Source organism: Streptomyces sp. NPDC058685 (genome assembly GCF_042714725.1).
Classification (GTDB): Bacteria; Actinomycetota; Actinomycetes; order Streptomycetales; family Streptomycetaceae; genus Streptomyces.
Genome location: NZ_JBHXSL010000001.1, coordinates 150736 through 177469 on the forward strand (window position 1 = coordinate 150736; position 26734 = coordinate 177469).

The following is a 26734-nucleotide window of genomic DNA, read 5'->3' on the forward strand; positions in this document are numbered from 1 at the left end:
GCTGTACCTGGAGCTGCACCGCGGCACGTACACCTCCCAGGCCAAGACCAAGCAGGGCAACCGGCGGAGCGAGTCCCTGCTGCGCGAGGCCGAGCTGTGGGCGGCCACGAGTAGCTCCGCTACGAGGGCGCACCGGCGCCCGGCGATCGCACGCATCGGACGCCGCGAACCCCGCCCTGCGGGCGGACGACGACACTGCGCGGACACTCCCTTCGGCCCGGCGGACGGGTCGCCCCCGGGGCGCGACGGACCCCGCCCGCCGTACGGCGGGCGGGGAATCGGACGGACGCGGGCATTCGTTTCCCGTCCGATGCCGCATCCTTGAGATGTGGAGTTCCTTGGGAACGAGTCTGTCGAGCGGAAGGGGAGGGCGCAGGCGATGAGTTCCGGCGCACCTGCTCATAACGCTTCGGTGCACAACATTGGACGCAGTGCCACGGATGCTCAGGCGCCGAGGCACCATGGACCGATGCGTGACGACGAGGCGGTGACCGCTCAGGGGGCCATCGGTTCCCTGGTTCACCGTGCCGTCGACGGGGACGAGCAGGCCACGCACGATCTCCTCGCGCACGTTCACCCCCTCGCGCTGCGTTACTGCCGCACCCGGCTCAGCCGGCTGCCGGGAGACGCGCGTCACTTCGTGGAAGACCTCGCCCAGGAGGTCTGTGTCGCGGTGCTGATGGCACTGCCGCGGTACAAGGACACCGGGCGGCCCTTCGAGGCCTTCGTCTTCGCCATCGCCACCCACAAGGTCGCCGATCTGCAGCGGGCGGCCATGCGCCACCCGGGATCGACGGCCGTACCGTCCGACGAGATGCCCGAGCGCCCGGACGACTCCCTCGGCCCCGAGGAACGCGCGCTGCTCAGCGACGACGCCGAATGGGCCAAGAAGCTCCTCGCCAACCTCCCGGAGAACCAGCGCGAGCTGCTGGTGCTGCGGGTCGCGGTCGGTCTGACCGCGGAGGAGACGGGACAGATGCTGGGTATGTCACCCGGCGCGGTGCGAGTCGCCCAGCACCGGGCTCTGAGCAGGCTGCGTGCGCTGGCCGAGCAGTGAGTCGTACGGTCTTCCTGTACGTACGAACAACCAAAGCTGCCGGCCGATCTTGATCGTGGAATGAGACGGGTTCAGAGCCCGTTAGCATGGACATCCGCACCGATCAAGGCCATTTGGGGAAGGTGTCATGACCAACGTCGACGGAGTGCCCGAGAAATTCGCGACACTCGGGCTGACCTACGACGATGTGCTGCTGCTGCCGGGCTCGTCGGACATGGCGCCCGACCAGATCGACACCTCCTCGTACATCTCGAAGAACGTACGGGTGAACATCCCGCTGCTGTCCGCGGCGATGGACAAGGTCACCGAGGCGCGCATGGCCATCGCGATGGCCCGCCAGGGCGGCGCCGGCGTGCTGCACCGCAATCTCTCCATCGCCGACCAGGCCAACCAGGTCGACCTGGTCAAGCGCTCCGAGTCCGGCATGGTCACCGACCCGATCACGGTGAACCCGGACGCGACGCTCGGCGAGGCCGACCGGCTGTGCGCGAAGTTCCGCATCAGCGGTGTGCCGGTGACCGACCGCGGCGGCAAGCTGCTCGGCATCGTCACCAACCGTGACATGGCCTTCGAGTCGGACCGCAGCCGCCAGGTGCGCGAGGTCATGACCCCGATGCCGCTGGTCACGGGCAAGGTCGGGATCTCGGGTGTCGACGCCATGGAGCTGCTGCGCCGCCACAAGATCGAGAAGCTTCCGCTGGTCGACGACGCCGGTGTGCTCAAGGGCCTGATCACGGTCAAGGACTTCGTCAAGGCCGAGAAGTACCCGATGGCCGCCAAGGACAAGGACGGCCGGCTGCTCGTCGGCGCGGCCGTCGGTGTCGCGGGCGACGCCTTCGAGCGCGCCCAGGCGCTGATCGAGGCGGGCGTCGACTTCATCGTCGTCGACACCGCACACGGCCACTCCCGGCTGGTCGGCGACATGGTCGCCAAGATCAAGTCGAACGCGGGGGGCGTGGATGTCATCGGCGGCAACATCGCCACGCGTGACGGCGCCCAGGCGCTGATCGACGCCGGTGTCGACGGCATCAAGGTCGGCGTGGGCCCCGGCTCCATCTGTACGACCCGGGTCGTCGCCGGCATCGGCGTTCCCCAGGTCACGGCGATCTACGAGGCCTCGCTGGCCGCCAAGGAGGCCGGTGTCCCGGTCATCGGCGACGGTGGCCTCCAGTACTCCGGCGACATCGCGAAGGCGCTGGTCGCGGGCGCCGACACGGTCATGCTGGGCTCGCTGCTCGCGGGCTGCGAGGAGTCTCCGGGCGAGCTGCTCTTCATCAACGGCAAGCAGTTCAAGTCCTACCGCGGCATGGGTTCGCTCGGTGCGATGCAGTCCCGCGGCGAGCAGCGGTCCTTCTCCAAGGACCGCTACTTCCAGGAGGGCGTCGCCTCCGACGAGAAGCTGGTTCCCGAGGGCATCGAGGGCCAGGTGCCCTACCGGGGTCCGCTCTCCGCGGTCGTGCACCAACTGACCGGTGGTCTGCGGCAGTCGATGTTCTACGTCGGCGGCCGGACGGTCCCGGAGCTCCAGGCGAACGGCCGGTTCGTGCGCATCACCTCGGCGGGTCTCAAGGAGAGCCACCCGCACGACATCCAGATGACGGTCGAGGCGCCGAACTACAGCAGGAAGTAGTCCGCACGTCGTGAGGGGCGGTCCCGGAGCTTGCCGGGACCGCCCCTCACGTATGTGTCGGGGATACTGGTAGGCGCAGACGTAGAGGGAAAGGCCACACACGTGACTGAGATCGAGATCGGGCGCGGCAAGCGCGGCCGCCGGGCGTACGCGTTCGATGACATCGCCGTCGTACCGAGCCGGCGCACGCGGGACCCGAAGGAGGTCTCGATCGCCTGGCAGATCGACGCCTACCGCTTCGAGCTGCCCTTCCTGGCCGCTCCCATGGACTCCGTCGTCTCCCCGCAGACCGCGATCCGCATCGGTGAGATGGGCGGCCTCGGTGTCCTGAACCTCGAGGGCCTGTGGACGCGGTACGAGGACCCGCAGCCGCTGCTCGACGAGATCGCCGAGCTGCCGACCGACGCCGCGACCAACCGTCTGCAGGAGATCTACGCCGCGCCGATCAAGGAAGAGCTGATCGGGCAGCGCATCAAGGAGGTCCGCGACTCGGGCGTCGTGACGGCCGCCGCGCTCTCGCCGCAGCGCACCGCGCAGTTCTCCAAGGCCGTGGTGGACGCGGGCGTCGACATCTTCGTCATCCGCGGCACGACGGTCTCCGCCGAGCACGTCTCCGGTGCTGCCGAGCCGCTGAACCTGAAGCAGTTCATCTACGAGCTGGACGTCCCGGTCATCGTCGGCGGCTGCGCCACCTACACGGCGGCGCTGCACCTGATGCGTACGGGCGCGGCCGGTGTCCTGGTCGGCTTCGGCGGCGGCGCCGCGCACACCACGCGCAACGTGCTCGGCATCCAGGTCCCGATGGCCACCGCGGTGGCCGACGTGGCCGCGGCCCGTCGTGACTACATGGACGAGTCCGGCGGTCGCTATGTCCACGTCATCGCCGACGGCGGTGTGGGCTGGTCCGGAGACCTGCCGAAGGCGATCGCGTGCGGCGCGGACGCGGTGATGATCGGTTCGCCGCTCGCCCGCGCGACGGACGCGCCCGGCCGGGGACACCACTGGGGCATGGAGGCGGTCCACGAGGACGTCCCGCGCGGCAAGCTGGTGGACCTGGGCATCGTCGGGACGACGGAGGAGGTCCTGACGGGGCCCTCGCACATCCCGGACGGTTCCATGAACTTCTTCGGTGCGCTGCGCCGCGCCATGGCGACGACGGGCTACAGCGAGCTCAAGGAGTTCCAGCGCGTCGAGGTCACGGTGGCGGACTCCCAGCACAAGCGCTGAGGCCGGCCGCTCCGCACCGGACGGGTGCGGACGATACGTACGGCAAGGGGCCCGCACCGGGTGGTGCGGGCCCCTTCCGCGTGCACGGATCAGCTCCGGCGGGAGCCGAGGTGGGCGGAGGTCACTCCGCGGACTTCTTCGCGCCGGAGAAGGCCGCGAATCCGGCCAGACCGAAGAAGAGGAAGGTCATGACGTCCTTGCTCTCGTTCCAGAGGTCCATCACCTGGGAGAAGTTGTCGAACAGGACCTCGGTCACCGACGCGCCCGTCAGGTCCGCCATGATCACCGCGATGGCGAGCAGCTGACCCAGGTACACGGCCACCAGCGAGCAGACGACGCTGACGACGGGGAGCAGGGGGTTGCGCCCGCCCACCTTGCCCGCGGCGAAGCCGGTGATGAAGCCGACGCCGATCGCGGCCCAGCCGATCTCCCGCTCGATGGCTCCGGCGATACCGCCGTAGATCCCGCCCGCGACGAGGGCGACGACGACAGCGGTCACCAGACCGAGGGCGACGTTGTCACGGACGGGGGCCGGCGGCGGGGCCGGCGCGAAGGGAACGCCCTGGTCGGCGAAGGGATTGCCGGACGGTGGCGGAACGGGCTGGCTCATGTGGGTCCCCCCCAAGGGATGCAGATCGTCGTACGAGCGTGCGACGAGTTCCGGACAGTAGCAGCCCGCTACGACAGACGCGGACGGGTTATGTCCTCAGAGCCGGTGGGCCGCGCCCGCCGGGGTGGCGCCCCGGGTGTCGAGCAGGAGCTGCGCCTTCACGGCGAGGCCCTGGAGGTCGTACGTGCGGTGGTGCTGGAGCAGCACGGTCAGGTCCGCGTTGGCGGCCGCCTCGTAGAGCGAGTCCGCACGCGGGACGGGCTGGTCGTGGACGCGCCAGTCCGGGATGTAGGGGTCGTGGTAGCTGACGGAGGCGCCCAGATCCATCAGGCGGCGGGCGATCTCGGTGGACGGGGAGCTCTCCAGATCGGCCAGATCGGGCTTGTAGGTGATGCCGAGGAGCAGAACACGCGCGCCGCGGGCCGATTTTCCGTGCTCGTTCAGCAGGGTGGCGCACCGCTGGATGACGTACTGGGGCATCCGGGTGTTGATCTCCTGGGCGAGGCCGACCATGCGCAGGGGAGGCCCGGGGGTGCGGCCGTTCAGCGGGAGGCAGCTGGGGTCCAGCGGGACACCGTGGCCGCCGACGCCGGGGCCGGGGCGGAAGGCCTGGAAGCCGAAGGGCTTCGTCTCGGCGCAGCGGATGACGTCCCAGAGGTCGACGCCGAGGTCGTTGCAGAGGACCGCCATCTCGTTGACGAGGGCGATGTTGACGTGCCGGAAGTTCGTCTCCAGCACCTTCACCGTCTCCGCCTCGCGCGTGCCGCGGGCCCGGACCACCTTGTCCGTGAGGCGGCCGTAGAAGGCGGCGGCCGACTCGGTGCAGGCGGGGGTGAGGCCACCGATGACCTTGGGGGTGTTGGCGTAGCCGTGGGTGCGGTTGCCGGGGTCGACGCGGCCGGGGGAGTAGGCGAGGTGGAAGTCGCGGCCCGCCCGCAGTCCGGAGCCCTCTTCGAGGAGGGGGCGCAGGAAGCTCTCGGTCGTGCCGGGCTGGACGGAGGATTCCAGTACCACGGTGGTGTGCGGGCGCATACGTGCCGCGAGCGTGCGGGCGGCCTCGCCGAGGGCGGTGAGGTCCAGATTGCCGTCCGGACCGAGCGGCGTGGGTACACAGAGTGCGGCGGTGCGAACCCGGCCGAGCTCGGCCGGGTCCGTCACCGTCCTGAACCCGGCGGAGAGCATCCGGCGGACGTCGGCGGGGGAGCAGCCTCCCGCCGGTTCGGTGAGATGCCGCGGGTCGGTGTCATAGCCGATCGTCTCGATGCCGGCACCGACGGCGGCCTGGGCGAGGGGCAGGCCGAAGTGACCGAGTCCGATGACAGCGAGATCTGCGGGCATGGCGTTGGCCGTCCTTCCCTTTAACCGGAGGGGAGCGGGGGCGCAAGCCCTGTGGGCAGAACGGGCGGGCGCAATGTCAGACTAGGCGTAAATATGACCGTTATGCGGTATTGCGCGCTCGTGGCTGCCCGAGTGTTATCCACAGTCGGTGGCTGAAGTCGGCGACTGCGGACAGAATCGACGGTGTGGACCCGACCGCAGGGGGACACGGGGGCGACGGGAGGCACGCAGTGAGGACAGCGACACTGGGACCCGAGGAGCGCACTCTGGCACTCGCCGGCATGGCCGAGCGGGAGCTGGACGTACTGGTGGTGGGTGGTGGCGTCGTGGGCGCCGGCACAGCCCTGGACGCCGTGACGAGAGGACTGTCCACCGGTCTGGTGGAGGCGCGCGACTGGGCGTCGGGCACGTCGAGCCGGTCCAGCAAGCTCATCCACGGCGGACTGCGCTATCTGGAGATGCTGGACTTCGCGCTCGTCCGTGAGGCGCTGAAGGAGCGCGGCCTGCTCCTGGAGCGCCTGGCGCCGCACCTGGTGAAGCCGGTGCCGTTTCTGTACCCCCTTCAGCACAAGGGCTGGGAGCGCCTGTACGCCGGATCGGGCGTCGCGCTGTACGACGCCATGTCCGTCTCGTCCGGACACGGGCGAGGGCTCCCCACACACCGCCATCTGACCCGGCGGCACGCCCTGAGGGTCGCCCCCTGCCTGAAGAAGAACGCCCTCATCGGGGCCATCCAGTACTACGACGCGCAGATGGACGACGCCCGCTATGTGATGACCCTCGTCCGCACGGCCGCGCGGTACGGCGCCCACGTCGCCAGCCGTGCCAGGGTCATCGGGTTTCTCCGTGAGGGCGAGCGTGTCGTCGGAGCGCGGGTGGAGGACGTCGAGGGCGGCGGGGAGTACGAGATCCGCGCCAAGCAGGTCGTGAACGCGACCGGTGTGTGGACGGACGACACCCAGGCGATGATCGGCGAGCGCGGCATGTTCCATGTGCGCGCCTCCAAGGGCATCCATCTCGTCGTGCCCAAGGACCGGATCCACTCCACGACCGGCCTGATCCTGCAGACCGAGAAGTCGGTGCTGTTCGTCATTCCCTGGGGCCGGCACTGGATCGTCGGAACCACGGACACCGAATGGGACCTGGACAAGGCGCACCCCGCCGCGTCCAGCGCGGACATCGACTATCTCCTGGAGCACGTGAACTCCGTGCTGGCCGTCCCGCTCACCCGGGACGACGTCGAAGGCGTGTACGCGGGGCTCCGCCCGCTGCTGGCCGGTGAGTCCGACGCGACGAGCAAGCTCTCCCGCGAGCACACGGTGGCGCATCCGGTCCCCGGGCTCGTCGTCGTCGCGGGCGGGAAGTACACGACGTACCGCGTCATGGCGAAGGACGCGGTGGACGAGGCGGTGCACGGTCTCGATCAGCGGGTCGCCGCATGTGTCACGGAGAACGTGCCGCTGGTCGGCGCCGAGGGATACACAGCGCTGTGGAACGCCCGCGCGCGGATGGCCGCGCGTACGGGCCTGCACGTGGTGCGGGTGGAGCATCTCCTCAACCGGTACGGCACGTTGACCGAGGAAGTGCTCGCGCTCATCTCCGACGATCCGACGCTCGGCGAGCCGCTCGCCGCCGCGGACGACTATCTGCGGGCCGAGATCGTGTACGCGGCCTCGAACGAAGGCGCCCGGCACCTGGACGACGTGCTGACCCGGCGCACCCGGATCTCGATAGAGACCTTCGACCGGGGTACCCGCAGTGCACGCGAGTGTGCCGAGTTGATGGCACCGGTGCTGGGCTGGGACAAGGAACAGATCGAGAAGGAGGTCGAGCACTACGAGAAGCGGGTGGAGGCGGAGCGTGAGTCGCAGCGGCAGCCGGACGATCTGACGGCGGACGCCGCGCGGTTGGGGGCACCCGACATCGTGCCCCTCTGATCCTTGCAGTGGCCGGGGAGGTGCCGTCGGCGGTCGGGCAGGTCCCGCCGACGGCCGAGCAGGGCCGCGACCAGTGCCGGGGTGGGTGGGGTCCCGAGTAGTGGCAGGGTGGGGTGGTCCCGATCTTCCGGACCCGTTCAGACGGACGGTGGACCCGGGAGACACGCCGGTCCCGGAGTGAGGGACAATGATGGCTCTGCCAAGGCGTGTTACCGCATCGCGCGGGAGCGGCAGGCGCGGGCGAATACCAGGGATCGCAGAGGGGACGCATGTCGGAGGCGGAGCAGTCGCGGAAGCCCCAGCGGGACAAGGCCGAGGAGCCCGAGGCGACGGTGCCGGACGAGCGGGGATCGGGCACCGCGAAGCCGGGCGTCAAGGGTGGAGCGAGGACGGGCGCGAGGTCGGGCGCGAAGCCTGCCGCGAAGTCGGACGCCAAGCCGGGGAGCCGGCCGGACGCGAAGGGGAGCCGGCCGGGGGATTCCGGAGCGGACCCCGCGGGCGGGGCGGCGGCCGGAGTGTCGTCGGGTGCGGCGGCGGACGCGGGTCCGGCCGACGCGAAGCCTGAGGACGGTGCTGTCGCCGCGGGTGCGGCTGACGCTGTGGCTCGCGCCGAGGAGCCGGCCGATGCTGCCCCTGGTGCTGCGGATGTGGTTGATGCCGAGCCGCGTGTTGAGGCTCCGGTTGACGCTGTGCCCAGTGCTGCGGATGTGGTTGATGCCGGCCCGCGTGCTGAGGAGCCGGCCGATGCTGTTCCCGGTACCGGCGCGCCGGTTGACGGCGTGCCCGTAGCCGAGGACGAGGTGGCCGAGGCGACGCCGGTTTCCGGGGCGGCGAAGAAGACTGACGTACCGTCCGGACCGGCGGCGGTCGCGGGCGCCGACGCCTCCGCCGATCCGCGGACCGACCCCCGGACCGGAATCACGGCCAAGGCCAAGGCCAAGGCTGAGCCCGGGGCTGAGACCAGGAACAAGACCGAGTCCGGGACCGGTGCCAGGTCCGGGGCCGCAGCAGGCACCGGGGCCCCTGCCGAGGACGAGGACGAGGCCGTGATCGGGGCGGCGGCCGCTGCTCAGGACGCGGCTCCCTCGCGTGCCAAGGCCCGGGAGACCGTGCCGTCGTGGGCCAAGTCCGAAGTCGCCGCCGATGCGGGGCGCGAGGCGAAAGCCCCGGCCAACTCCGGCGCGGCCAAGACCGATGCCCCCTCCGGCGTCAGGGCCGACGCGAAGCCCGCGTCCTCCGCGTCCCAGAGCTCCGCCGAGACGAAGGTGCCCCGCCAGGGGTCCGGGCGGGACTCCGAAGGGCGTCTGCTGGCCGGGCGTTACCGGCTCGGCGGTGTGCTCGGCCGCGGCGGTATGGGCACGGTCTGGCGGGCTGTCGACGAGACCCTCGGCCGTACCGTCGCCGTGAAGGAACTGCGCTTCCCGACCAGCATCGACGACGAGGAGAAGCGCCGCCTCATCACCCGGACGCTGCGCGAGGCCAAGGCCATCGCCCGTATCCGCAACAACAGCGCCGTGACCGTCTACGACGTCGTGGACGAGGACGACCGTCCGTGGATCGTGATGGAGCTCGTGGAGGGCAAGTCCCTCGCCGAAGCGGTGCGTGAGGACGGGACCCTGACGCCGCGCCGGGCGGCCGAGGTCGGGCTCGCCATCCTCGACGTCCTGCGGTCAGCGCACCGCGAGGGCATCCTGCACCGTGACGTGAAGCCGTCCAACGTGCTGATCTCCGAGGACGGGCGCGTCGTCCTCACCGACTTCGGCATCGCGCAGGTCGAGGGCGACCCCTCGATCACCTCCACCGGCATGCTCGTCGGCGCCCCCTCGTACATCTCGCCGGAGCGCGCCCGTGGCCACAAGCCCGGGCCCGCCGCCGACCTGTGGTCGCTCGGCGGTCTGCTGTACGCGAGCGTCGAAGGCAGCCCGCCGTACGACAAGGGCTCCGCGATCGCGACCCTGACCGCGGTCATGACCGAGCCGCTCGACCCGCCGAAGAACGCGGGCCCGCTGGAAGAGGTCATCTACGGCCTGCTCGCCAAGGATCCGGCGCAGCGGCTGGACGACGCCGGCGCACGTGCGCTGCTGACCAAGGTGCTGAACACACCCGAGCTCCCCGAGGCGCCGGTCGTGCCCGAGCCGCCGCAGGACGCCACCCGCGCCCTGTCGTTGCCGCCCGTGCCCCCGCCGCCCACGGCGAAGCCGAAGGATCCGGCCGCCGAGCGGGTGCGCGGCGCGCTCAGGTCCGTGCGGAACGCCGCAGCGGCGGCCGCGACGCCGGAAGCCCGGCCGAAGCAGTCGGCCTCGCAGCAGACGTCTTCCCCCCGGCCCACACCGCCGCGGGCGCCGCTCACCGATGTGGTGCCCCGCCGGACGCTGGTGATCGGCGCGGTGGTCGTCGTGCTCGCCATCCTGGCCACGGTGCTGTACCTGACCCTGGGCGACGGCGATCAGGGCAACGAGGGCAAGGTCAAGAACGACCCGTCGGCCACGCCGGGGGCGGCCTCCGCGGGGACGGGCACCGACACCGGCACGGACACCGGCGACGACAAGGGCAAGAACGGCGACGAAGAGGACTCCGGCAAGGACTCCGGCAAGGGCGACGACGGCGGCTCCGGCGACGAGCAGACGCCCGAGAAGCCCGGGGCCGGTGACGCCGCCGGCGGCGGACTGCCGGCGGGGTACGCGATGGTGTCGAACGACCAGTTCCACTTCACCATGGCGATGCCCAAGGGCTTCAAGGTCACCGACATAGCGGGCTCCAACTCCGGCGCGATATACAACCGGACGAGCGGCGCGTTCCCGCGCGTCCAGGTCGACTTCGGCGCGAACCCCAAGGACGACGCCGCCGCTGCCTGGCGGGCCGCGCAGGTCGCCGTCAGTCTCAGCAGCGACGGTTACAAGCACCGGGGGATCAAGCCGGTCGAGTACAACGGCTATCCGACGGCGGCCGACTGGGAGTTCGAGCGCACTCAGGGCGGAATGCGGGTACGAGTCCTCAACAGGGGCTTCAAGGTGGACGCCGCCCGCGGCTACTCGATCATGATCAGCTGCAAGGCCAGTGAGTGGGACAAGGCGGAGTGCGTCACGCTGCGCAAAACGGCGTTCGCCACATTCAAGCCCAAGGACTGACCAAGGACACGTATCGTGAGAGCTCGCGGACGGTACGCAGCCGCAAGGGGCCGCTGAACGACCGGAATTGACGTGCTTTGACGTTTTGCTGCGGCCTCCGGGACGGGTCGGCGGACAGCGCGCTTGTGGGGAGGCGTCGTGGACGACTACGCGGGACGGGTACTCGCCGACCGCTATCGGCTTCCCCTGCCTCCGTCCGACGCGTACGAACTGGCCGAGACCCTCGCGTTCGACACCTACAGCGGACAGGAAGTCCTGGTACGGCAGGTGCCGTTGCCGGAGATCGTCGAGGCCGAGTTCGTCGACATGGAGGGCCTGGCCGGGAGTGCGGTGCCGGGGAGGGCGCAGGGACGTTCGACGCGGCGGCCCGCGGACCCGGCCGTGCGCCGGGCCATGGACGCCGCGCAGGCGGCCGCCCGGATTCCCGATCATCCGCGGCTCGACCAGGTCTTCGACGTCTTCGCCGAGGACGGCTCGCTGTGGATAGTCAGCGAACGCGTCGCCGCCAGGCCGCTGGCCGCGCTTCTCGCCGAGAAGCCCCTCACGCCCTACCGTGCGGCCGAAGTCGCCTCCGACGTGCTGACCGCCCTGCGCGTCCTGCACGCCCACGGCTGGACGCACCGGAACATCACCGCGCGTACGGTCCTGGTCTGCGACGACGGACGGGTCGTTCTGACGGGGCTCGCCACCGGGGCCGCGGAGGAGGCACTGTGCGGATACGCGCCCGTGCCCGCGCCGGTCGACCTTGATCACGACCCCGAGGACGACGATTTCGACGACCGGCATCTCCAGGACGGGGAGCTGGACGAAGGCGAGTTCGGCCACGACGGGCACGAAGGTCACGACGGGCACGAAGGCCACGACGACCACCCGCACGTCGAGGGTGCCCGTGACGAGGGCTACGCCTACGGCGAAGCCGGCGAGGGTTCGCCGGGGCAGGCCGCGCTGGAGTCGCCGCACTCGGCCGATCCCTACGCCACCCCCGACCCCTATCTGGCCCCCGATCTCTATCCCTACCATCCCCCCGCGCAGGGCACCGGCACAGGAGTCGGCTCCGGCCCCACTGCTCCCGACCCCGCTGCTCCCGGTCCCACCGGTGCCGGTTCCGGCACCGGCGTCCCCGACATCAGGGCCGCCCGAGCGGGTGCGATCGCCGCGTACCGCGCGGGCGCCCGCGCCGCCGCCCGGGTCAGCGAGGACCTGCGCCAGGGCGACCGCCCCGTACAGACGGGCAACGACCCGGACTGGTGGGCAGCCAAGCCCGGAGAGCGGCGTATCGCACCGGCCGAGTACCACGCGGCCGACGCCGACGCCGACGAAGACGATGCGGACGACGACGAGTTCGACGACGACTACGGCGCCGGCGGACCCGCTCGCCCCCGTCTCGCCGGAACCTGGCACGACGGCCCACTCCCGGGGCAGGACGGCCCTGCCCCCCTGTCCGCGGGCGGTGGCGGACCGGCCGGGCATCCTGGGCGCGACAACGACCCGTACGGCGTCGACCCCTACGGTGTGCGCCAGGCCCTCCCCGGCGGTTCGCACCGCCCTGATCCGGGCGCCGGGCGCGGCGGCTCCGGCGACCCCTACCGTGACCGGCCGGCACTGCCCGCACCCCGTTCCGGCACCCCGGACCCGTACCGCCCCGCCCTGCCCCGCACCCGCTCCGGTGGAGCACCGACGCCGGTTCCGGCCCCGCCCACCGGGAGCTGGGACCGCGGCGGTGCCGGACGCGAGGCCCTGCGCGCCGACTCGCAGCGCCGGCCTGTCCCCGCGGCCCGGAACGCCGGCGGCTGGGACGAGGTCGTGGCCGGCTCCGAACCCCCCGCGTACCAGGGGCCGTCCACTCCGCTCGCCGCCGAGCGCGCCCGGCAGGCGCGGATCGCCGTCGTCGGAGCGGTGACCGAGCGCTGGGCGCCCGAGCAGGCCGGGCCCGTCCACGAGAACTGGCAACTGGCCGCCCCCGTGGGGCCCGCCACCGACCTGTGGGCGCTCGGCGCCCTGCTCTACCGCTCGGTCCAGGGCCATGCGCCCTACCCGGAGGAGAGCGCCCACGAGCTGGTGCAGCTCGTGTGCGCCGAGCCGCCCGCGTTCGCCGAGGAGTGCGGGCCGCTGCGCCCCGTGGTCGAGTCGTTGCTGCGCCAGGACCCCACGGAGCGCCCCGACTTCGAGGAGCTGCGGGGCTGGCTGAGGTCCCTCGTGCGCTCGGCTCCCGAGCCCGAGGCCGGGATGGACGTCGTGGCGGTCCCGTCGAGCGTCGTGGACGGCAGCCGACTGCCCGTCGTACGCCGCCGGGGCGAGCTGGTGCGCAAGCGGCGGACCGGTTCCACCGAGGTCGTCCACGGCCGCCACCGTCACAAGAAGTCGCGGCGGGAACGCCGCGGTCCGCGCTCCCTCGGCCGCATCCTGCTGCTCCTGATCCTGGTGCTCCTGGTCGCGGCGATCGCCTACGCCATGATGTTCATGCCCAGGTCCGGTACGCAGCAGGAGGGCGCCCAGGGCACGCAGAGCCCGGCGCCCACGGCCTCCGCGCCCGGTCCGGGCCGTACCGAAGCCGGTACCCCTCCGCCGCCGAAGGCTTCCGGCACCCCCGGTTCGCAGCAGCCCCAGACGTCCGCGCCCGCCGGGAACCTCCCGGCCGGCTATGCGCTGCGCAGCGATCCCGAGGGCTTTCGGGTCGCGGTCGACACGTCCTGGCAGCGCAGGCCCATCAACGACAGCGGCCAGGTCCGTTACAGCGACGGGGACTTCACCCTGATCGTGGTCCCCGGCCGGGACAGCGTCCAGGCGAACGGCGACGACCCGCTCGTCTACCAGCGGGACAAGGAGCGTGAACTCCAGCCGTTCCGTGACTCCTCCTGGGCGGCGGCGACCGGGCTGCGCCGGATCGACGTCGGCCGACAGGCCATGGCCGAGGGGCAGTTCACCTGGCAGGACAGCAGCGGCCGTGAGGTCTACGTACGCAACCTCGCCATGATCGTCGGCGGCCGGTACCACGTGGTGCAGGTGATCGGTCCGGAGGACCAGCGGGACAAGGTGACGGAGGCGTACAGCCAGGCCGTCGAGGCATATCGGGCGACCGGCTGACCCCCCGCCCGGACCGCGGGAAGGTGCCGACGGGCATCACAGTGCGGTCACTTGAGGCATCCGAGGTACCGCGCCCGTAATTCCCTTCCGTAACCTGTGATCCCAAGGAACGGGGCGGGGGACGTGGAGAATTCTCAAGAGACGGGCGCGGGACTGCTGCTGGCCGGGCGTTACCGGCTGGGCGAGTGCATCGGCAGCGGTGGCATGGGCAAGGTCTGGCGCGCACACGACGAGGTGCTGCACCGGGTCGTCGCGGTCAAGGAGCTGACGGCGGGGCGCTATGCCTCCGAGGCCGACCGGATCGTGCTGCACGCGCGTACCCAGAAGGAGGCCCGGGCCGCTGCCCGGATCAGCCATCCCGGCGTGGTCACCGTCCACGACGTTCTCGACCACGACGCGCGCCCCTGGATCGTCATGCAGTACGTCGACGGGCCGTCGCTCGCCGACGCGGCCAAGGAGACCGGGCGCATCCCGTCGCTGGAGGCCGCCCGGGTCGGACTGCACGTGCTGCGCGCGCTCGGCGCCGCGCACGCGGTCGGGGTGCTCCACCGTGACATCAAGCCCGCGAACATCCTGCTCGACCGGCAGGGCACCGCGCACGGCGAGGACCGTACCGGGGGACGTGCGCTCATCACCGACTTCGGGATCGCGGCGATCGAGGGCGACTCGACGATCACCAGGACCGGCGAGATCGTCGGCTCCATCGACTATCTGGCCCCCGAGCGGGTGCGCGGCGCCGATCCCGGTCCCGCCTCCGACCTCTGGTCGCTGGGCGCCACGCTCTACACGGCGGTGGAGGGCGAGTCGCCGTTCCGGCGTTCGACACCGCTGTCGACCATGCAGGCCGTCGTCGGCGACGAGCCGCGCCACCCCGAGCACGCGGGCCTGCTCACCCCCGTGATCATGTCGCTGCTGCGCAAGAATCCCGCGGACCGCCCCTCGGCCGCCGAGGCCGAGCGGATGCTCCAGGCGGCGCTGGCGGACCCGACGCGGACCGTGGCCCCGCACCAGGTCCCCACGCAGCGGGTGACGCGCAGCGAACAGCGTCACGAACACGGCCGCGGACACGGGCAGGACCAGCGCCACGGTCAGGGGCCAGGGGGTCCCGTCAACTCACCGGCCCCGACGCCGTACCGGCCGAACCCCGTCCTGACGCCGTCCTCCTCACCCGCCCCGCCGCCCGCCCCGAAGCGCCGCGCGGGCCGGCTGCGCCGGGCGGTGATCGTCGTCGTGCTGTCGGCCGTCGTCGGCGTCGGCGCGGGGCTCGCGGCCATGAAATACGCGGGGGACGACGGCGAGGGCGGTACGGGAACCCAGAACACTCCCGACACCTCCGCGTCCGTGCCGCCCGGCTGGCACCGTGTCGACGACCCGGAGGGCTTCAGCCTGCTCGTGCCGAAGGGCTGGAAGCGCCAGGCGGACGGCGACCAGATCGACTACACGCCGGACAACGGCAGACACCGCATCCGGATCAGCAGTGACGACTCGCCGGACTTCGAGAACCCGTACATGCACATGCTGAGCCTGGAGAAGACGCTCGCGAGGCTGCCCGCGTACAAGCGGGTCAAGCTCGCGCCCAACACCTTCCGGGACCACACCAACTCCGCACTGTGGGAGTTCACCTGGACCGAGCGGAAGAGCCACCCGGGGGACCGGCGGGCCATCGACCAGATCTACTACGAGGACGACGGCAGCGAGTACGCGCTCTACATGTCGGGGCCGGCCGAGGACTGGGCGACCACCCGTGAGCAGTTCGACATCATGCTGCGGGGCTGGCGGCCGCCGGCATGACCGACGACGCCGAACGAGGGGGATTCGGGTGTCCGAGCAGACGCGGCTGATCGCGGGCCGCTACCGGCTCCTCGGCCGGCTGGGGCGCGGGGGCATGGGCACCGTGTGGTGCGCGGACGACGAGCTGCTCGGCCGCCGGGTCGCGGTGAAGGAGCTGCATCCGGAGGACTCTCCCGGGGGCCGCGGCGCCTCGCCGTACACCTCCACGGCGGCGCCCCTGCGCGAGGCGCGGGCCGTCGCACGGGTCAAGCACCCGCATGTCGTCGTCGTGCACGACGTGGTCGTCGACGACGGGCTTCCGTACATCGTCATGGAGCTGGTCGACGGCGGCTCGCTCGCCGAACGGATCGCGCGCCGCGGCCCGGTGGGTGTCGCCGAGACCGCCCGCATCGGACTGGCGCTGCTCGGGGCACTGCGTGCCGCACACGAACTGGGCGTGCTGCACCGGGATCTGAAGCCCGCGAACGTCCTGCTCGAAGAAGCGACCGGGCGGGTCGTGCTCACCGACTTCGGCATCGCCCAGCTCACCGGCTCCACGACGATCACGGAGGCGGGGTCGTTCGTCGGATCGCCCGAGTACACCGCACCCGAGCGGATGCAGGGCGCCACCGCCGGTCCCGCGTCGGACCTGTGGTCGTTCGGGGTGCTGTTGTGTGCCGCGCTCGGCGGTGAATCGCCGTTCCGCCGGGACTCGTTGGGCGGCATCCTGCACGCGGTCGTCGAGGCCGAGATCGTTTTGCCCGCCCGGGCCGAGCCGCTGCGTCCGCTCGTCCTCGGGCTGCTGGAGCGCGATCCGGCGCTGCGGCTCGGCGCCACGGAGGCGGAGGAACTGCTGCGTACGTACGTCGCGAAGGGCAGTCTGCCGGCCCGCGACGTGCACAGCGCGCCGACCAGCGCCGTGGTCCGGCCCGCGCCCCGGGCGCCCACGCCGACGGAGTCGGTCACGGCGGCGCCCGCGCCGGTGTCCGTACCGGCACCCGCGGGCCGTGCCCGGCGCCGTGCGCCGCTGCTGGTCGCCGCCGCGCTGGTCGCCGCACTCGCCGGGGCGGGCGGGGCGACGGCGGTGCTGATGCAGGACGACGGCAAGGGCACGGCCGCGCCCGGGCCAGCGGCTTCGGACAGCACGCCACCGGTGCGTACCGCGCGGTCTCCCGTCGCCGACCCCGCGCCCACCGTGACGGTGACGAGCTCCCCGGCTCCGGCCCCGGCGGCCGAAAAGCCTTCCGCGCCCGCGGGTTACCTCGCCGTCGTGGACCCGGACGGGTTCGCGATCGCGGTACCCGAGGGCTTCTCGCGTTCCGAGGACGACAAGCGCGTGTACTACATGGACGCGGACCAGGCCGTCAGGATCGGCATCCGCGTACAGCGGCCGGTCCCGGACGGCCCGCTCGGATCGATGCGCCGCTCGGACGCGGACGGGCCGCACACCAACCCCGGCTATCGCGACGGCAAGGTCACCCCGACCACGCACAACGGACTGACCGCCGCGCTCTGGGAGTTCACCTGGAACGGCTTCTCGCGCGCCGAGGGCGACCGGCACACGATCGACGTCTGCTGGGAGGAGAACGGCAGGATGTACGACGTGTGGGTCTCCGCGCCCGTGGGGCGGCTGGACGAGGCGCGCCGGCACTTCGACACCGCGCTCGACTCCTTCACACCGCCCGGCTGATCGCCCTGCCCGGCTGACCGCCCGTCGCCCGGCCGGCCGCCCCTCGTCCGGCCGGGTGCGGAGAGACAGGGCGGGTGCGGAGAGACAGGGTGGTCACTGTCACGGGTCTGCATCCGGTCCCCTGTGCCTGTGGCATCCACCACCGGGTTTGGTGAGGATGTGTGCATGACCAACAACGGGGGACGGTCGAACGAGCCGATCAGCCACGGCCTCAGGTCGCCGGACGCCGCCCGGCGGCCGCGGATCTCCGGCCCGGCGGAGGGCTGGGCGGCCCGGGAGTGCGGGATGCTCCTCGACCGGGTCACCGGGCATCCGAGGATCCAGGGCCTGTGAGCGCCGAGGGCGACGGCCGTCTGATCGGCGGCCGCTACCGGCTCGTCGAACGCATCGGCTCCGGGGGCATGGGCACCGTCTGGCTGGCCCGGGACGAAGTCGTCGGGCGGGACTGCGCGGTGAAGGAGCCGCGGCTGCCCGGCGACCCCGCCGACCCCGTCCACCAGCGGCTCTGCCGGCGGCTTCAGCGCGAGGCGCGGGCGGCCGCGCAGGTGGAGCACCCGTCGGCCGTCTCCGTCCACGACGTCGTGACGGACGGCGGACTCCCCTGGATCGTCATGGAGTTGGTCCGCGGCGAATCCCTCCACGCCCTGCTCAAGCGGGGAGCGCTGACACCGCGGGAGACCGCCCGGATCGGGCTCGCCGTCCTGGGCGCCCTCGACGCCGCGCACGCGAAGGGGATCGTCCACCGCGATGTGAAGCCCGCGAACGTCCTGCTCGGACCGCACGGCCGGGTGGTGCTCACGGACTTCGGCATCGCGCGCGTCCAGGGCGAGGAGCCGCTGACGGTCAGCGGCGAGTTCGTCGGCTCGCTCGAATCGATCGCGCCGGAGCGGATGCAGGGCGTCCCGGCCGGGCCCGAGTCGGACCTGTGGTCGCTGGGCGTGCTGCTGTACGCGGCGGTCGAGGGGTGGTCCCCGTTCCGGCGTACGACGCTGGAGTCCACCCTGGCGGCGATCCTCCAGGCGGCACCGCCCGAGCCGGTCCAGGCCGGGCCGCTGGGCGATCTGATCGTGAAGCTGCTGGCGAAGGAGCCCTCGCACCGGCCGTCCGCGCAGGAGGTCGAGCGGGAACTGGCGGCGGTCGCGGAGGGCCGCGTCTCCCCGCTGCCGGGAGCGGAGGGCTCAGCGGAACCGCGATCTCCTGCTCGGCACGAGCACGAGCCGCGTCCCCCCGCTGCCGACGCCGCCGATCCCGCGCCCGGGTCGCGCGCATCCGCATCCCCGGAGCCCGGGTCACCGGACTCCGGGCCCGAGCGCTCAGGACCACCCGATTCGGGATCGGACCCCAGGCCCACCTCCACGGCCACCCCCTCCGGTCTCCGCCGCCCCCGCCGGGCCCTCGCCCTGGCCGCGGCGGCCACGGTCGCCGTCGGAGCGGCCGTCTGGGGCGTCGCCGCCGTCGCGTCCGGCGGCACCGACAACTCCGGCACCCCCGGCGCACACGGGAACGGCACCCCCGGACCCTCCTCACAGCCGCAGATGGCCACCCCGGACGCCTGGCGGTGGCGCCCCCACTTCGAATCACGGCTCGACGCGGAGATCTCCGTCCCCCGGTCGTACCGGCGTGAGGCCGTCCCTTCCGAGGCGTCACTCGCGGCCGACCGGGAGATCACCTTCGCCGAGCGCGGCAACCCGGTCTGGTTACGGCTCGCGCGCGCCGACAGGGACCCGTCCGCGTCCGGCCCGGTCGAGTGGGCGCAGCGCGATCTGCGGCGGCTGATGGACGGGGGTGAGCAGGGCGGACGGGTCACCGCGTCCCAGGCGCGCGGCACCGTCGTCCCCGCCAATCACCACGGCACCGACGCGGCCGTGCTGGACGTGACGTACTACGCGCAGGAGGGCGACACCGCACGGCCCGTCCACCGGCTGGCGTTCTACGTGGTCACCGCCGCCCAGGAGCGCTACTCGGTGCTCGTCGAGATGCCGAAGGGCGGCAAGGAGGAGGCGGAGGGCCAGGATCTCTTCCGTGGTGTCCGGGACCGTCTGAAGCTCGGCAAAGCCGAGACCAGTCCCTGATCAGGGCTTATGTGCCAGCGATCGCTGGCGCGATGATGTGGGGGTGTGGAAAAGCTGTTACCGACGGGTACCCAAAGCTCTGATTGCGGCATACTCTCGCCCCCATGACGGACTCGAAGGCCCCCGCCGCCACCCTCGGCACCAACCCGACCGCGGCCGCGCCGGCGAACGCGCGCACCGCCGCCGACGTGGTCACTCCCGAGGTGGTCGCGCAGCTCACCCGTGGCGTCGTCGGCTCCGGCCGCACCGCCAACCACACGCCCTTCACCGGACAGAAGCTGGCGGACCTGCCCGAGTCCACTCCCGAGGACGTGGCCGAGGCCTTCGCGCGGGCCCGTGTCGCCCAGCCCGTCTGGGCCGCGACCCCGGTCCGCACCCGCGCCGCCGTGCTCCTGCGCTTCCACGACCTGGTCCTGGAGCGGCAGGCCGAAGTCCTCGACCTCATCCAGCTGGAGACCGGCAAGGCCCGGCTCCACGCGCATGAAGAGGTCCAGGCCGTCGCCGTCGCCGCCCGCCACTACGGCCGCAGGGCCGCCGCGTATCTGAAGCCGAAGCGGCACACCGGTGTGGTCCCCGTCCTCACCAAGGCCACCGAACTGCGCCAGCCGCGCGGTGTCGTGGGCCAGATCGCGCCCTGGAACTACCCGCTCGAACTGTCCGTCGGCGACGCGCTGCCCGCGTTCGTGTCCGGCAACGCCGTCGTGATGAAGCCCGACACCGAAACCGCGCTGACCGCCCTGTGGGCCCGCGACCTGCTGATCGAGGCCGGACTGCCGGCTGAGGTCTTCCAGGTCGTCATCGGCGAGGGACCGGTCGTCGGCCCGGAGGTCGTCAAGCACGCCGACTACGTCTCCTTCACCGGCTCCACGCGCACCGGCCGAGAGGTCGCCCAGGGCGCGGCCGCCCGCCTCATCGGGGTCTCCCTCGAACTCGGCGGCAAGAACGCCATGCTGGTGCTCCACGACGCGGACATCGAGAAGGCCGCCGCCGGAGCGATCCGCGCCTGCTTCTCGTCGGCCGGCCAGCTGTGCATCTCCATCGAGCGGCTGTACGTCCACGAGTCGGTGGCCGACGCCTTCCTGGAGCGGTTCGCCGCCCGGACCAAGGCGATGCGCCTGGGCAGTTCGCTGGCGTACGGCGCCGACATGGGCTCGCTCGTCGGCGAACGCCAGCTGGAGACCGTCACCCGCCATGTCGACGAGGCGGTGGCCAAGGGCGCCACGCTCGTCGCCGGCGGCGTCGCCCGCCCCGACATCGGCCCGCTGTTCTACGAGCCGACCATTCTCGACGGCGTCGAGTCGCCCATGGCCGTGTGCACCGAGGAGACCTTCGGCCCGGTCGTCTCCGTCTACCGCTTCACGGACGAGGACGAGGCCGTCGCGCTCGCCAACGCCACGCCGTACGGACTGAATTCGAGCGTCTGGACGCGTGACGGCAGGCGCGGCCACGCCGTCGCCGCGAAGCTGCGCACCGGCACGGTCAACATCAACGAGGGCTACGCACCGGCGTACGGCAGTGTGCAGTCCCCGATGGGCGGCATGAAGGACTCCGGTCTGAGCCGGCGGCACGGCTCCGAGGGAATCCTCAAGTACACCGAGGCCCAGACCGTCGCGCAGCAGCGACTCATCCCGCTCGCACCGTCGTTCGGGATGGACGACGAGAAGTACGCGGCGTTCATGAGCCGCTCCCTCAAGGCGATGAAGGCCCTGCGCCTGCGCTAGCCCGCAACGCCGGCGCCCGCAGTGCCGGCCCGAACCGAGCAGTCAGCACCGTTTCGTACCGAGGAGTGCCATGTCCCAGGTCCCCCCTGCCCGGAATCAGGAAGCCCCCGACAACGACGCCTACGACTACGACGTCCTGATCGTCGGTTCGGGCTTCGGCGGTTCGGTCTCGGCGCTGCGGCTGACGGAGAAGGGCTACCGGGTCGGCGTCCTGGAGGCGGGCCGCCGCTTCACCCGGGAGACGCTGCCGAAGAACTCCTGGGACCTGCGCAACTTCCTGTGGGCCCCGGCGCTCGGCCTGTTCGGCATCCAGCGGATCCACCTGCTCGGCAATGTGATGGTGCTGGCGGGCGCGGGGGTGGGCGGCGGTTCGCTGAACTACGCCAACACCCTCTACGTCCCGCCGAAGCCCTTCTTCGAGGACGCGCAGTGGGGGAACATCACCGACTGGCAGGCGGAACTCCAGCCGTACTACGACCAGGCGCGGCGGATGCTCGGCGTCCGGCTCAACCCCACGATGACCCCCTCCGACGTCCATCTCAAGGCGACCGCCCAGGCGATGGGCATCGGCGACACCTTCCACATGGCACCGGTCGGCGTCTTCTTCGGCGACGGCGAAGACGCCGACGGTACGGCGAGGACCACGCCCGGCTCCGAGGTCCCCGACCCGTACTTCGGCGGTGTGGGACCGGCCCGCAAGGCGTGCACCGAGTGCGGTGAGTGCATGACGGGCTGCCGCCACGGCGCGAAGAACACCCTCAACGAGAACTACCTCTACCTCGCCGAGCAGGCCGGTGCCGTCATCCACCCGATGACCTCCGTCGTCACCGTCACCGAGGACTCGCGGGGCGGCTTCGCCGTGGGCACACTGCCGAGCGACAGCAAGCGCAAGGGCAAGGGCCGGACCTTCACGGCCCGCCGGGTCGTGATCGCGGCCGGCACCTACGGCACCCAGACCCTGCTGCACCGGATGAAGGACACCGGCCTGCTGCCGCGGATCTCCGGGCGACTGGGGGAGCTGACCCGTACGAACTCCGAGGCGCTCGTGGGCGCGCAGACCGACAACCGCCGTTACCGCAAGCGGCACGGCGGGGAGCGGGTCGACTTCACCCGCGGGGTCGCGATCACCTCGTCGATCCACCCCGACGCCAACACCCACATCGAGCCGGTGCGTTACGGCAAGGGCTCCAACGCGATGGGCGGACTGACCGTCCTCCAGGTCCCCTACAACACCAAGCGCCGGGTTGCGGGCTGGTTCGGGAGCATCACCAAGCACCCGATGCTGGCGATGCGGATGCTGTCCAACCGGCGCTGGTCCGAGCGGACGATCATCGGGCTCGTCATGCAGTCGCTGGACAACTCACTGACCACGTACCGCAAGCCCAAGGGCATCGGCAAGGGTCTGCTCACGGCCCGGCAGGGCCACGGTGCGCCCAACCCGACCCAGATCCCCGAGGCGACCCGTGCGGCCTCGCTCCTCGCGGAGGAGATCAACGGCTTCGCCGGCTCCAACATCGGTGAGCTGATGGGCACTCCGCTGACCGCCCACTTCCTGGGCGGCTGCCCGATCGGCGCGGCGGCGGAGTCGGGCGTGATCGACCCGTACCACCGGCTGTTCGGCCACCCGGGCATCTCGGTCGTGGACGGCTCCGCGGTCTCGGCGAACCTCGGGGTGAACCCGTCCCTGACGATCACCGCGCAGGCGGAGCGGGCGATGTCGTTCTGGCCCAACAAGGGCGAGGAGGACCCGCGTCCGGCGCAGGGCGGTGTGTACGAACGTCTGCTTCCGATCGCCCCGAAGTCCCCTGCGGTCCCGGACGCGGCGTTCGGGGCCCTGCGACTGCCGTTGCTGGAGATCCCGAAGGTGCCGCCGAAGAAGGCCTGACGGCCCACGCCGAGGCCGCCCGCCCCGGCCGCACCACCCCGGCTGCACCACCCCGGGCACAGAGAAGGGCCGCTGCACCCCCCTCCGAGTGCAGCGGCCCTTCCGGTCTTGCAGGTGGCTCGTGTTACGCCGTCGCGTCCTCGCGGCGGCGCTTCATCGCGAAGACCACACCGGCGCCGGCGAGAACGGCGACACCGCCGACGATCCCGACGACGGGCAGGACGGAACCGGAGCCGGTCTCGGCGAGGCTGCCGGTGACCTGGGCGCCCGTGTTGGTGCCCGTGTCCGGCTTCTCGGTGGCGACCGGAACCTTGCCACCCTCCTGCGGCTTCGTGCCGCCGGTGTCCGTACCGGCCTTGACGATCTGGAACTTGTACGCGTCGTCACCGCTGCCGATGCACTCGGCGTCCTCGTCGCTGTAGATGCTCGCGCCGAGCGAGAAGCCCGCACCCACCGGGGCGCCGGCCTTGACGTTGATCCGCAGCGGGAGGTCGACCTCGAACTCGGGCTCCAGCGTCTCCGACCAGCCGACGAAGCCGACGGCCTCGCCGTCCGGGCCGCGCAGGTCGTACCAGGTCTTGGTGTCCGGGTCGAAGGCCTGCAGCCGGACCTGCTTGCGCGTGAACAGCTCCTCGCCCAGCTCGTCGGCGGAGGCGCCGGCGAAGTAGACGAGGTCGGTCAGCGTGCTGTCCGACGAGTTGTAGATGTTCAGGCTGAACTTGTGCCAGCCGCTGCCCGCGGCGATCTTGCCGGGAAGCCCCGTGATCGACACGTCGATCTTGGCGTCCTCGCACTCGACCGGCAGCTCTTCCTCCGGCTCGGTCGCCGTCGCGCTGGGCGTGCCGGCGGGAGTGCTCGGGGTGTTCGCCGGGGTGCTCGGCGAGGAGGCGGTGTCGCTGGGCGAGGCGGATACACCGGTGCCCGGCTCGGGGGCTGCCTCGGGGGCCGTCTCGGTCGCCGAGGGCGAACCGGACGGGGTGGTGCTCTCGCCGGCCTCCGGAGTCGTGGACTCCGTGGTCGTCGGCGAGCCCGTCGCGAACGCGGCCGGAGCCGACAGGAACGCGGCGGGGGCTATGACTGCGGTCGCGGCGGCGACGGCCATAGCGCGGCGAAGCTTCATGAAGACCTCAGTGAAGTCCGGGTACCGCATCACAGCGGCACTGATTCTGGAGGGCCTTCCGGGGTGGGGGTGCACGGGTGAGGCCGTTGATACGCATAGATGACCGGCGAGTGGCTGAAAAGGTTGCACGCGAACTCACAGAAACTTTATGTGGTGCCCGTCACATGCGTCGTCACGGGGCCGTGGAGCGGTGCCGGGGCCCGTTTGTGGCGTCGGGTCCGATGTCCTGAAATCGCCCCCTGGCCCATCCGTTGCATGTGATGCGCATCACGCCGCGCCGCCCGCGGTGATCGCACAACCTTTCCTCCGGGTGTGTGGTCGAACCTGCGCTGTCACCGCCCCGAGCACCCCCGGGGCCCCACGGATCCCAACCGATCTCGAAGGTTCGTTGATGAGACGCCTGTTCCTTCCGGCTGCCGGCCGTCGTTCGGCCACCGCCCTCGCTGTCGCCGGGCTGTTCGCCGGTGCCGTGCTCACCGCCGCTCCCGCCCATGCGGACGGCCCTGTGTTCACCCTCGGCGGCCCGGCCGAGGTCGGGCTGCGCCCGTATCCCGCCACGGGCAAGCCCCAGCCGACGACCGTCGATGTGACGGTGAACAACCCCAGCGAGGACGTGGAGAACGGCGACTTCGACGGCGAGTACACCGTCACGTTCGACCTCAGCGCCCTCGCCGGTGTCGCCGATGTGAAGTTCGGCGACACCGGGAGCTCGAACTGCAAGATCACCGGCACGACCGGTGTCTGCACCGACTACGGCGTGTGGGCCGGGCTCAGCAGTGTCGCCGAGCTGAAGGTCTCCGCCGCGAAGGGCAGCAAGCTCGGCTCCACCGGTGACATCAAGGTCTCCGGCACGGCCGAGGGCGCCACCTTCACCCCCTTCACGACCAAGGTGACCGTGGGCGGTCCCGACCTGGTGATGAAGCCGCTGAACCTGAAGGCGGACGTCAAGCCGGGCCAGGCGCAGCGTGCTCCGATCACGTTCGCCAACGCGGGCACGTCCGCGGCCGGCGATGTGCTGCTCACGCTGATGTACTCGCACGGCATCGAGATCCCCGAGCGGTTCTCCAACTGCGAGTACAGCCAGGGCGCGGGTGAGGACTTCGAACACGCCTACTCCACCGCGATCTGCGCCCTCGAAGGACCCTTCGAGCCGGGTGCCGTCTACGAGCTGGAGAAGCCCTTCACGGTGCAGGCGGCCGGTCACGCCTTCATCGAGGACTTCATCTACCGCGTCAACGAGGACAGCCCGAAGGAGCGTGCCGCCCAGCGTGCCGGCGCCGCCTTCACCCCGGGCACCGGAGGCGTTCTCGGAGTGAAGAAGCAGGCCGCCCCGGCCCGTTCGGCGGACCTCGACCCGTGGAACAACCAGCAGGAGCAGGGCATCCGCGCCAAGAACACGGCGGACTTCGCCGCGTACGGCGTGAGCGTCGAGAAGGCCGCCGTCGGTGAGACGGTCAAGGCCGGCATCGGCTTCCGCAACCAGGGCCCGGCGTGGATCGGTTACCTCCGCTCCGGTGAATCCATCGGCGTCGTGGACGTCAAGATCCCCGAGGGCGCCAAGGTCACCGCCAAGCCGAAGTCCTGCAACGGCGTGACGGCGTCGGGCGGTGAGCGCGACAAGCAGCTCGGCGCGCCCCGCTACATCTGCGAGGTCGGCTCCGTGGTCCTGGAGGACGCGGACTTCGCGCTGCCCTTCGAGCTCACGATCGAGAAGGTCGTCGCCGACGCGACGGGAACCGTGACCGTGCGCAACTGGCACGAGCCCGAGCCCGCGCTGCAGTTCGACCCGAACATGGCCAACAACACCGCGAAGCTGGTCCTGAACGGCAAGGACTCCGGCACCACCACGGGCGGCACGTCCGGCGGTTCCACCACCGGCGGTTCGACCGGTGGTTCCACGGGCGGCGACTCGCCGCAGTCCACGGGCGGTACGGCCGCGGGCTCCGCCACGACCGGTGGGGGTACGGCCGAAGGCGGGCTGGCCTCCACCGGTTCGACCGCGCTGCTCACCGCGTCGGCCGCCGCCGTCGCGCTGGCCGCGGGCGGGGTCCTCTTCGTCGCCGTCCGTCGCCGCCGCGCGACGACCGGTGCCTGAGAGGCCGATCGCGACCGATCGCGTCGCACCGACCGAGCGGGAGTGAGCGGGCAGGGCCGATCGACGAGACCGGACCTGCCCGCGCCGGAGCAGTGAACACCGTGACGGGCCCTCGGCCCGGACGCAGAACAAGAGCCCCGCCGGACGCGCTGTCCGCGGGGCTCTTGGCGATCGGCACCGGCGTCAGGGCAGCGCCGGTGCCCACCGTGGCGCCGGGGGGTTGCGCCGCCGGGAAGGGGCCGCCCGCCGTGTGCGCCCAGGCCCTGATCCGAACGACAGGCCCTGCGGCGCACGGGTGGTGTCGACCTCTGGCTGTGGAGTCGCGCAGTGGGGATGCGCGGGTTCTGGCATCGTGCTGGGCGTGCTGCGA

The 26734-nt window shown here is 71.7% G+C and carries 16 protein-coding genes and 1 pseudogene; 14 read left to right on the plus strand and 3 right to left on the minus strand.

Going from position 1 to position 26734, the window contains the following annotated elements:
• Position 1: 1 nt before the first annotated feature.
• The 4 genes and pseudogenes from ACFWU3_RS00790 to ACFWU3_RS00805 form a co-directional block, all read left to right on the plus strand.
• Positions 2–142, plus strand: a pseudogene (locus ACFWU3_RS00790) (hypothetical protein); the annotation flags it as partial.
• 327 nt (positions 143–469) lie between these two features.
• Entirely contained in the window at positions 470–1057 is a 588-nt protein-coding gene (locus tag ACFWU3_RS00795; protein ID WP_383233942.1) for a sigma-70 family RNA polymerase sigma factor, read from the plus strand.
• A gap of 127 nt (positions 1058–1184) precedes the next feature.
• Positions 1185–2687 carry an IMP dehydrogenase gene (gene guaB / locus ACFWU3_RS00800; RefSeq protein ID WP_384429111.1) on the plus strand — a complete coding sequence of 501 codons (1503 nt, stop codon included), beginning with the start codon at positions 1185–1187 and terminating at the stop codon, positions 2685–2687.
• 102 nt (positions 2688–2789) lie between these two features.
• Positions 2790–3914 (plus strand): GuaB3 family IMP dehydrogenase-related protein, encoded by a 1125-nt coding sequence (locus ACFWU3_RS00805; protein WP_313944631.1) that lies wholly within the window; start codon positions 2790–2792, stop codon positions 3912–3914.
• 121 nt (positions 3915–4035) lie between these two features.
• Here ACFWU3_RS00805 and ACFWU3_RS00810 read toward each other — a convergent pair whose 3' ends face one another.
• Positions 4036–4524 (minus strand): hypothetical protein, encoded by a 489-nt coding sequence (locus ACFWU3_RS00810; RefSeq protein ID WP_384429114.1) that lies wholly within the window; start codon positions 4522–4524, stop codon positions 4036–4038.
• Positions 4525–4620: 96 nt separating this feature from the next.
• On the minus strand, positions 4621–5862 hold the full coding sequence (locus ACFWU3_RS00815) for a nucleotide sugar dehydrogenase (RefSeq protein ID WP_384429117.1): 1242 nt from the start codon (positions 5860–5862) through the stop codon (positions 4621–4623).
• Positions 5863–6092: 230 nt separating this feature from the next.
• Here ACFWU3_RS00815 and ACFWU3_RS00820 point away from each other — a divergent pair, with 230 nt between their 5' ends.
• The 9 genes from ACFWU3_RS00820 to ACFWU3_RS00860 all read left to right on the plus strand — a co-directional run bounded on the left by ACFWU3_RS00820 (position 6093) and on the right by ACFWU3_RS00860 (position 23149).
• Positions 6093–7799 carry a glycerol-3-phosphate dehydrogenase/oxidase gene (locus tag ACFWU3_RS00820; protein ID WP_384429120.1) on the plus strand — a complete coding sequence of 569 codons (1707 nt, stop codon included), beginning with the start codon at positions 6093–6095 and terminating at the stop codon, positions 7797–7799.
• Positions 7800–8578: 779 nt separating this feature from the next.
• Positions 8579–10927, plus strand: coding sequence for a serine/threonine-protein kinase (locus ACFWU3_RS00825; protein ID WP_384429123.1), 2349 nt, complete (start codon positions 8579–8581; stop codon positions 10925–10927).
• A gap of 138 nt (positions 10928–11065) precedes the next feature.
• On the plus strand, positions 11066–14011 hold the full coding sequence (locus ACFWU3_RS00830; protein WP_384429126.1) for a protein kinase: 2946 nt from the start codon (positions 11066–11068) through the stop codon (positions 14009–14011).
• 123 nt (positions 14012–14134) lie between these two features.
• Complete coding sequence (locus ACFWU3_RS00835) at positions 14135–15802, plus strand: serine/threonine-protein kinase (protein WP_384429129.1); 1668 nt, start codon at positions 14135–14137, stop codon at positions 15800–15802.
• Between the two features lie 28 nt (positions 15803–15830).
• On the plus strand, positions 15831–17471 hold the full coding sequence (locus ACFWU3_RS00840) for a serine/threonine-protein kinase (protein ID WP_384429132.1): 1641 nt from the start codon (positions 15831–15833) through the stop codon (positions 17469–17471).
• A gap of 165 nt (positions 17472–17636) precedes the next feature.
• The gene (locus ACFWU3_RS00845) at positions 17637–17804 is read left to right on the plus strand and encodes a hypothetical protein (protein WP_384429135.1); all 168 of its coding nucleotides are present in this window, start codon (positions 17637–17639) and stop codon (positions 17802–17804) included.
• A complete protein-coding gene (locus tag ACFWU3_RS00850; RefSeq protein ID WP_384429138.1) occupies positions 17801–19543 on the plus strand; it encodes a serine/threonine-protein kinase in 1743 nt (580 codons plus the stop codon). The genes ACFWU3_RS00845 and ACFWU3_RS00850 overlap by 4 nt, the downstream gene beginning before the upstream one ends.
• A gap of 104 nt (positions 19544–19647) precedes the next feature.
• Positions 19648–21264, plus strand: coding sequence for a succinic semialdehyde dehydrogenase (locus ACFWU3_RS00855; RefSeq protein WP_384429141.1), 1617 nt, complete (start codon positions 19648–19650; stop codon positions 21262–21264).
• 70 nt (positions 21265–21334) lie between these two features.
• Positions 21335–23149, plus strand: coding sequence for a GMC oxidoreductase (locus ACFWU3_RS00860; RefSeq protein WP_384429144.1), 1815 nt, complete (start codon positions 21335–21337; stop codon positions 23147–23149).
• 124 nt (positions 23150–23273) lie between these two features.
• Here the strand turns inward: ACFWU3_RS00860 and ACFWU3_RS00865 are convergent, their stop codons facing one another.
• Positions 23274–24269, minus strand: a complete 996-nt coding sequence (locus ACFWU3_RS00865; RefSeq protein ID WP_384429146.1) for an LPXTG cell wall anchor domain-containing protein — start codon at positions 24267–24269, stop codon at positions 23274–23276.
• A 391-nt stretch (positions 24270–24660) separates the two neighbouring features.
• Between ACFWU3_RS00865 and ACFWU3_RS00870 the strand changes: the two genes are divergently transcribed.
• Positions 24661–26364, plus strand: a complete 1704-nt coding sequence (locus tag ACFWU3_RS00870) for a peptidase (protein WP_384429149.1) — start codon at positions 24661–24663, stop codon at positions 26362–26364.
• Positions 26365–26734: the final 370 nt, after the last annotated feature.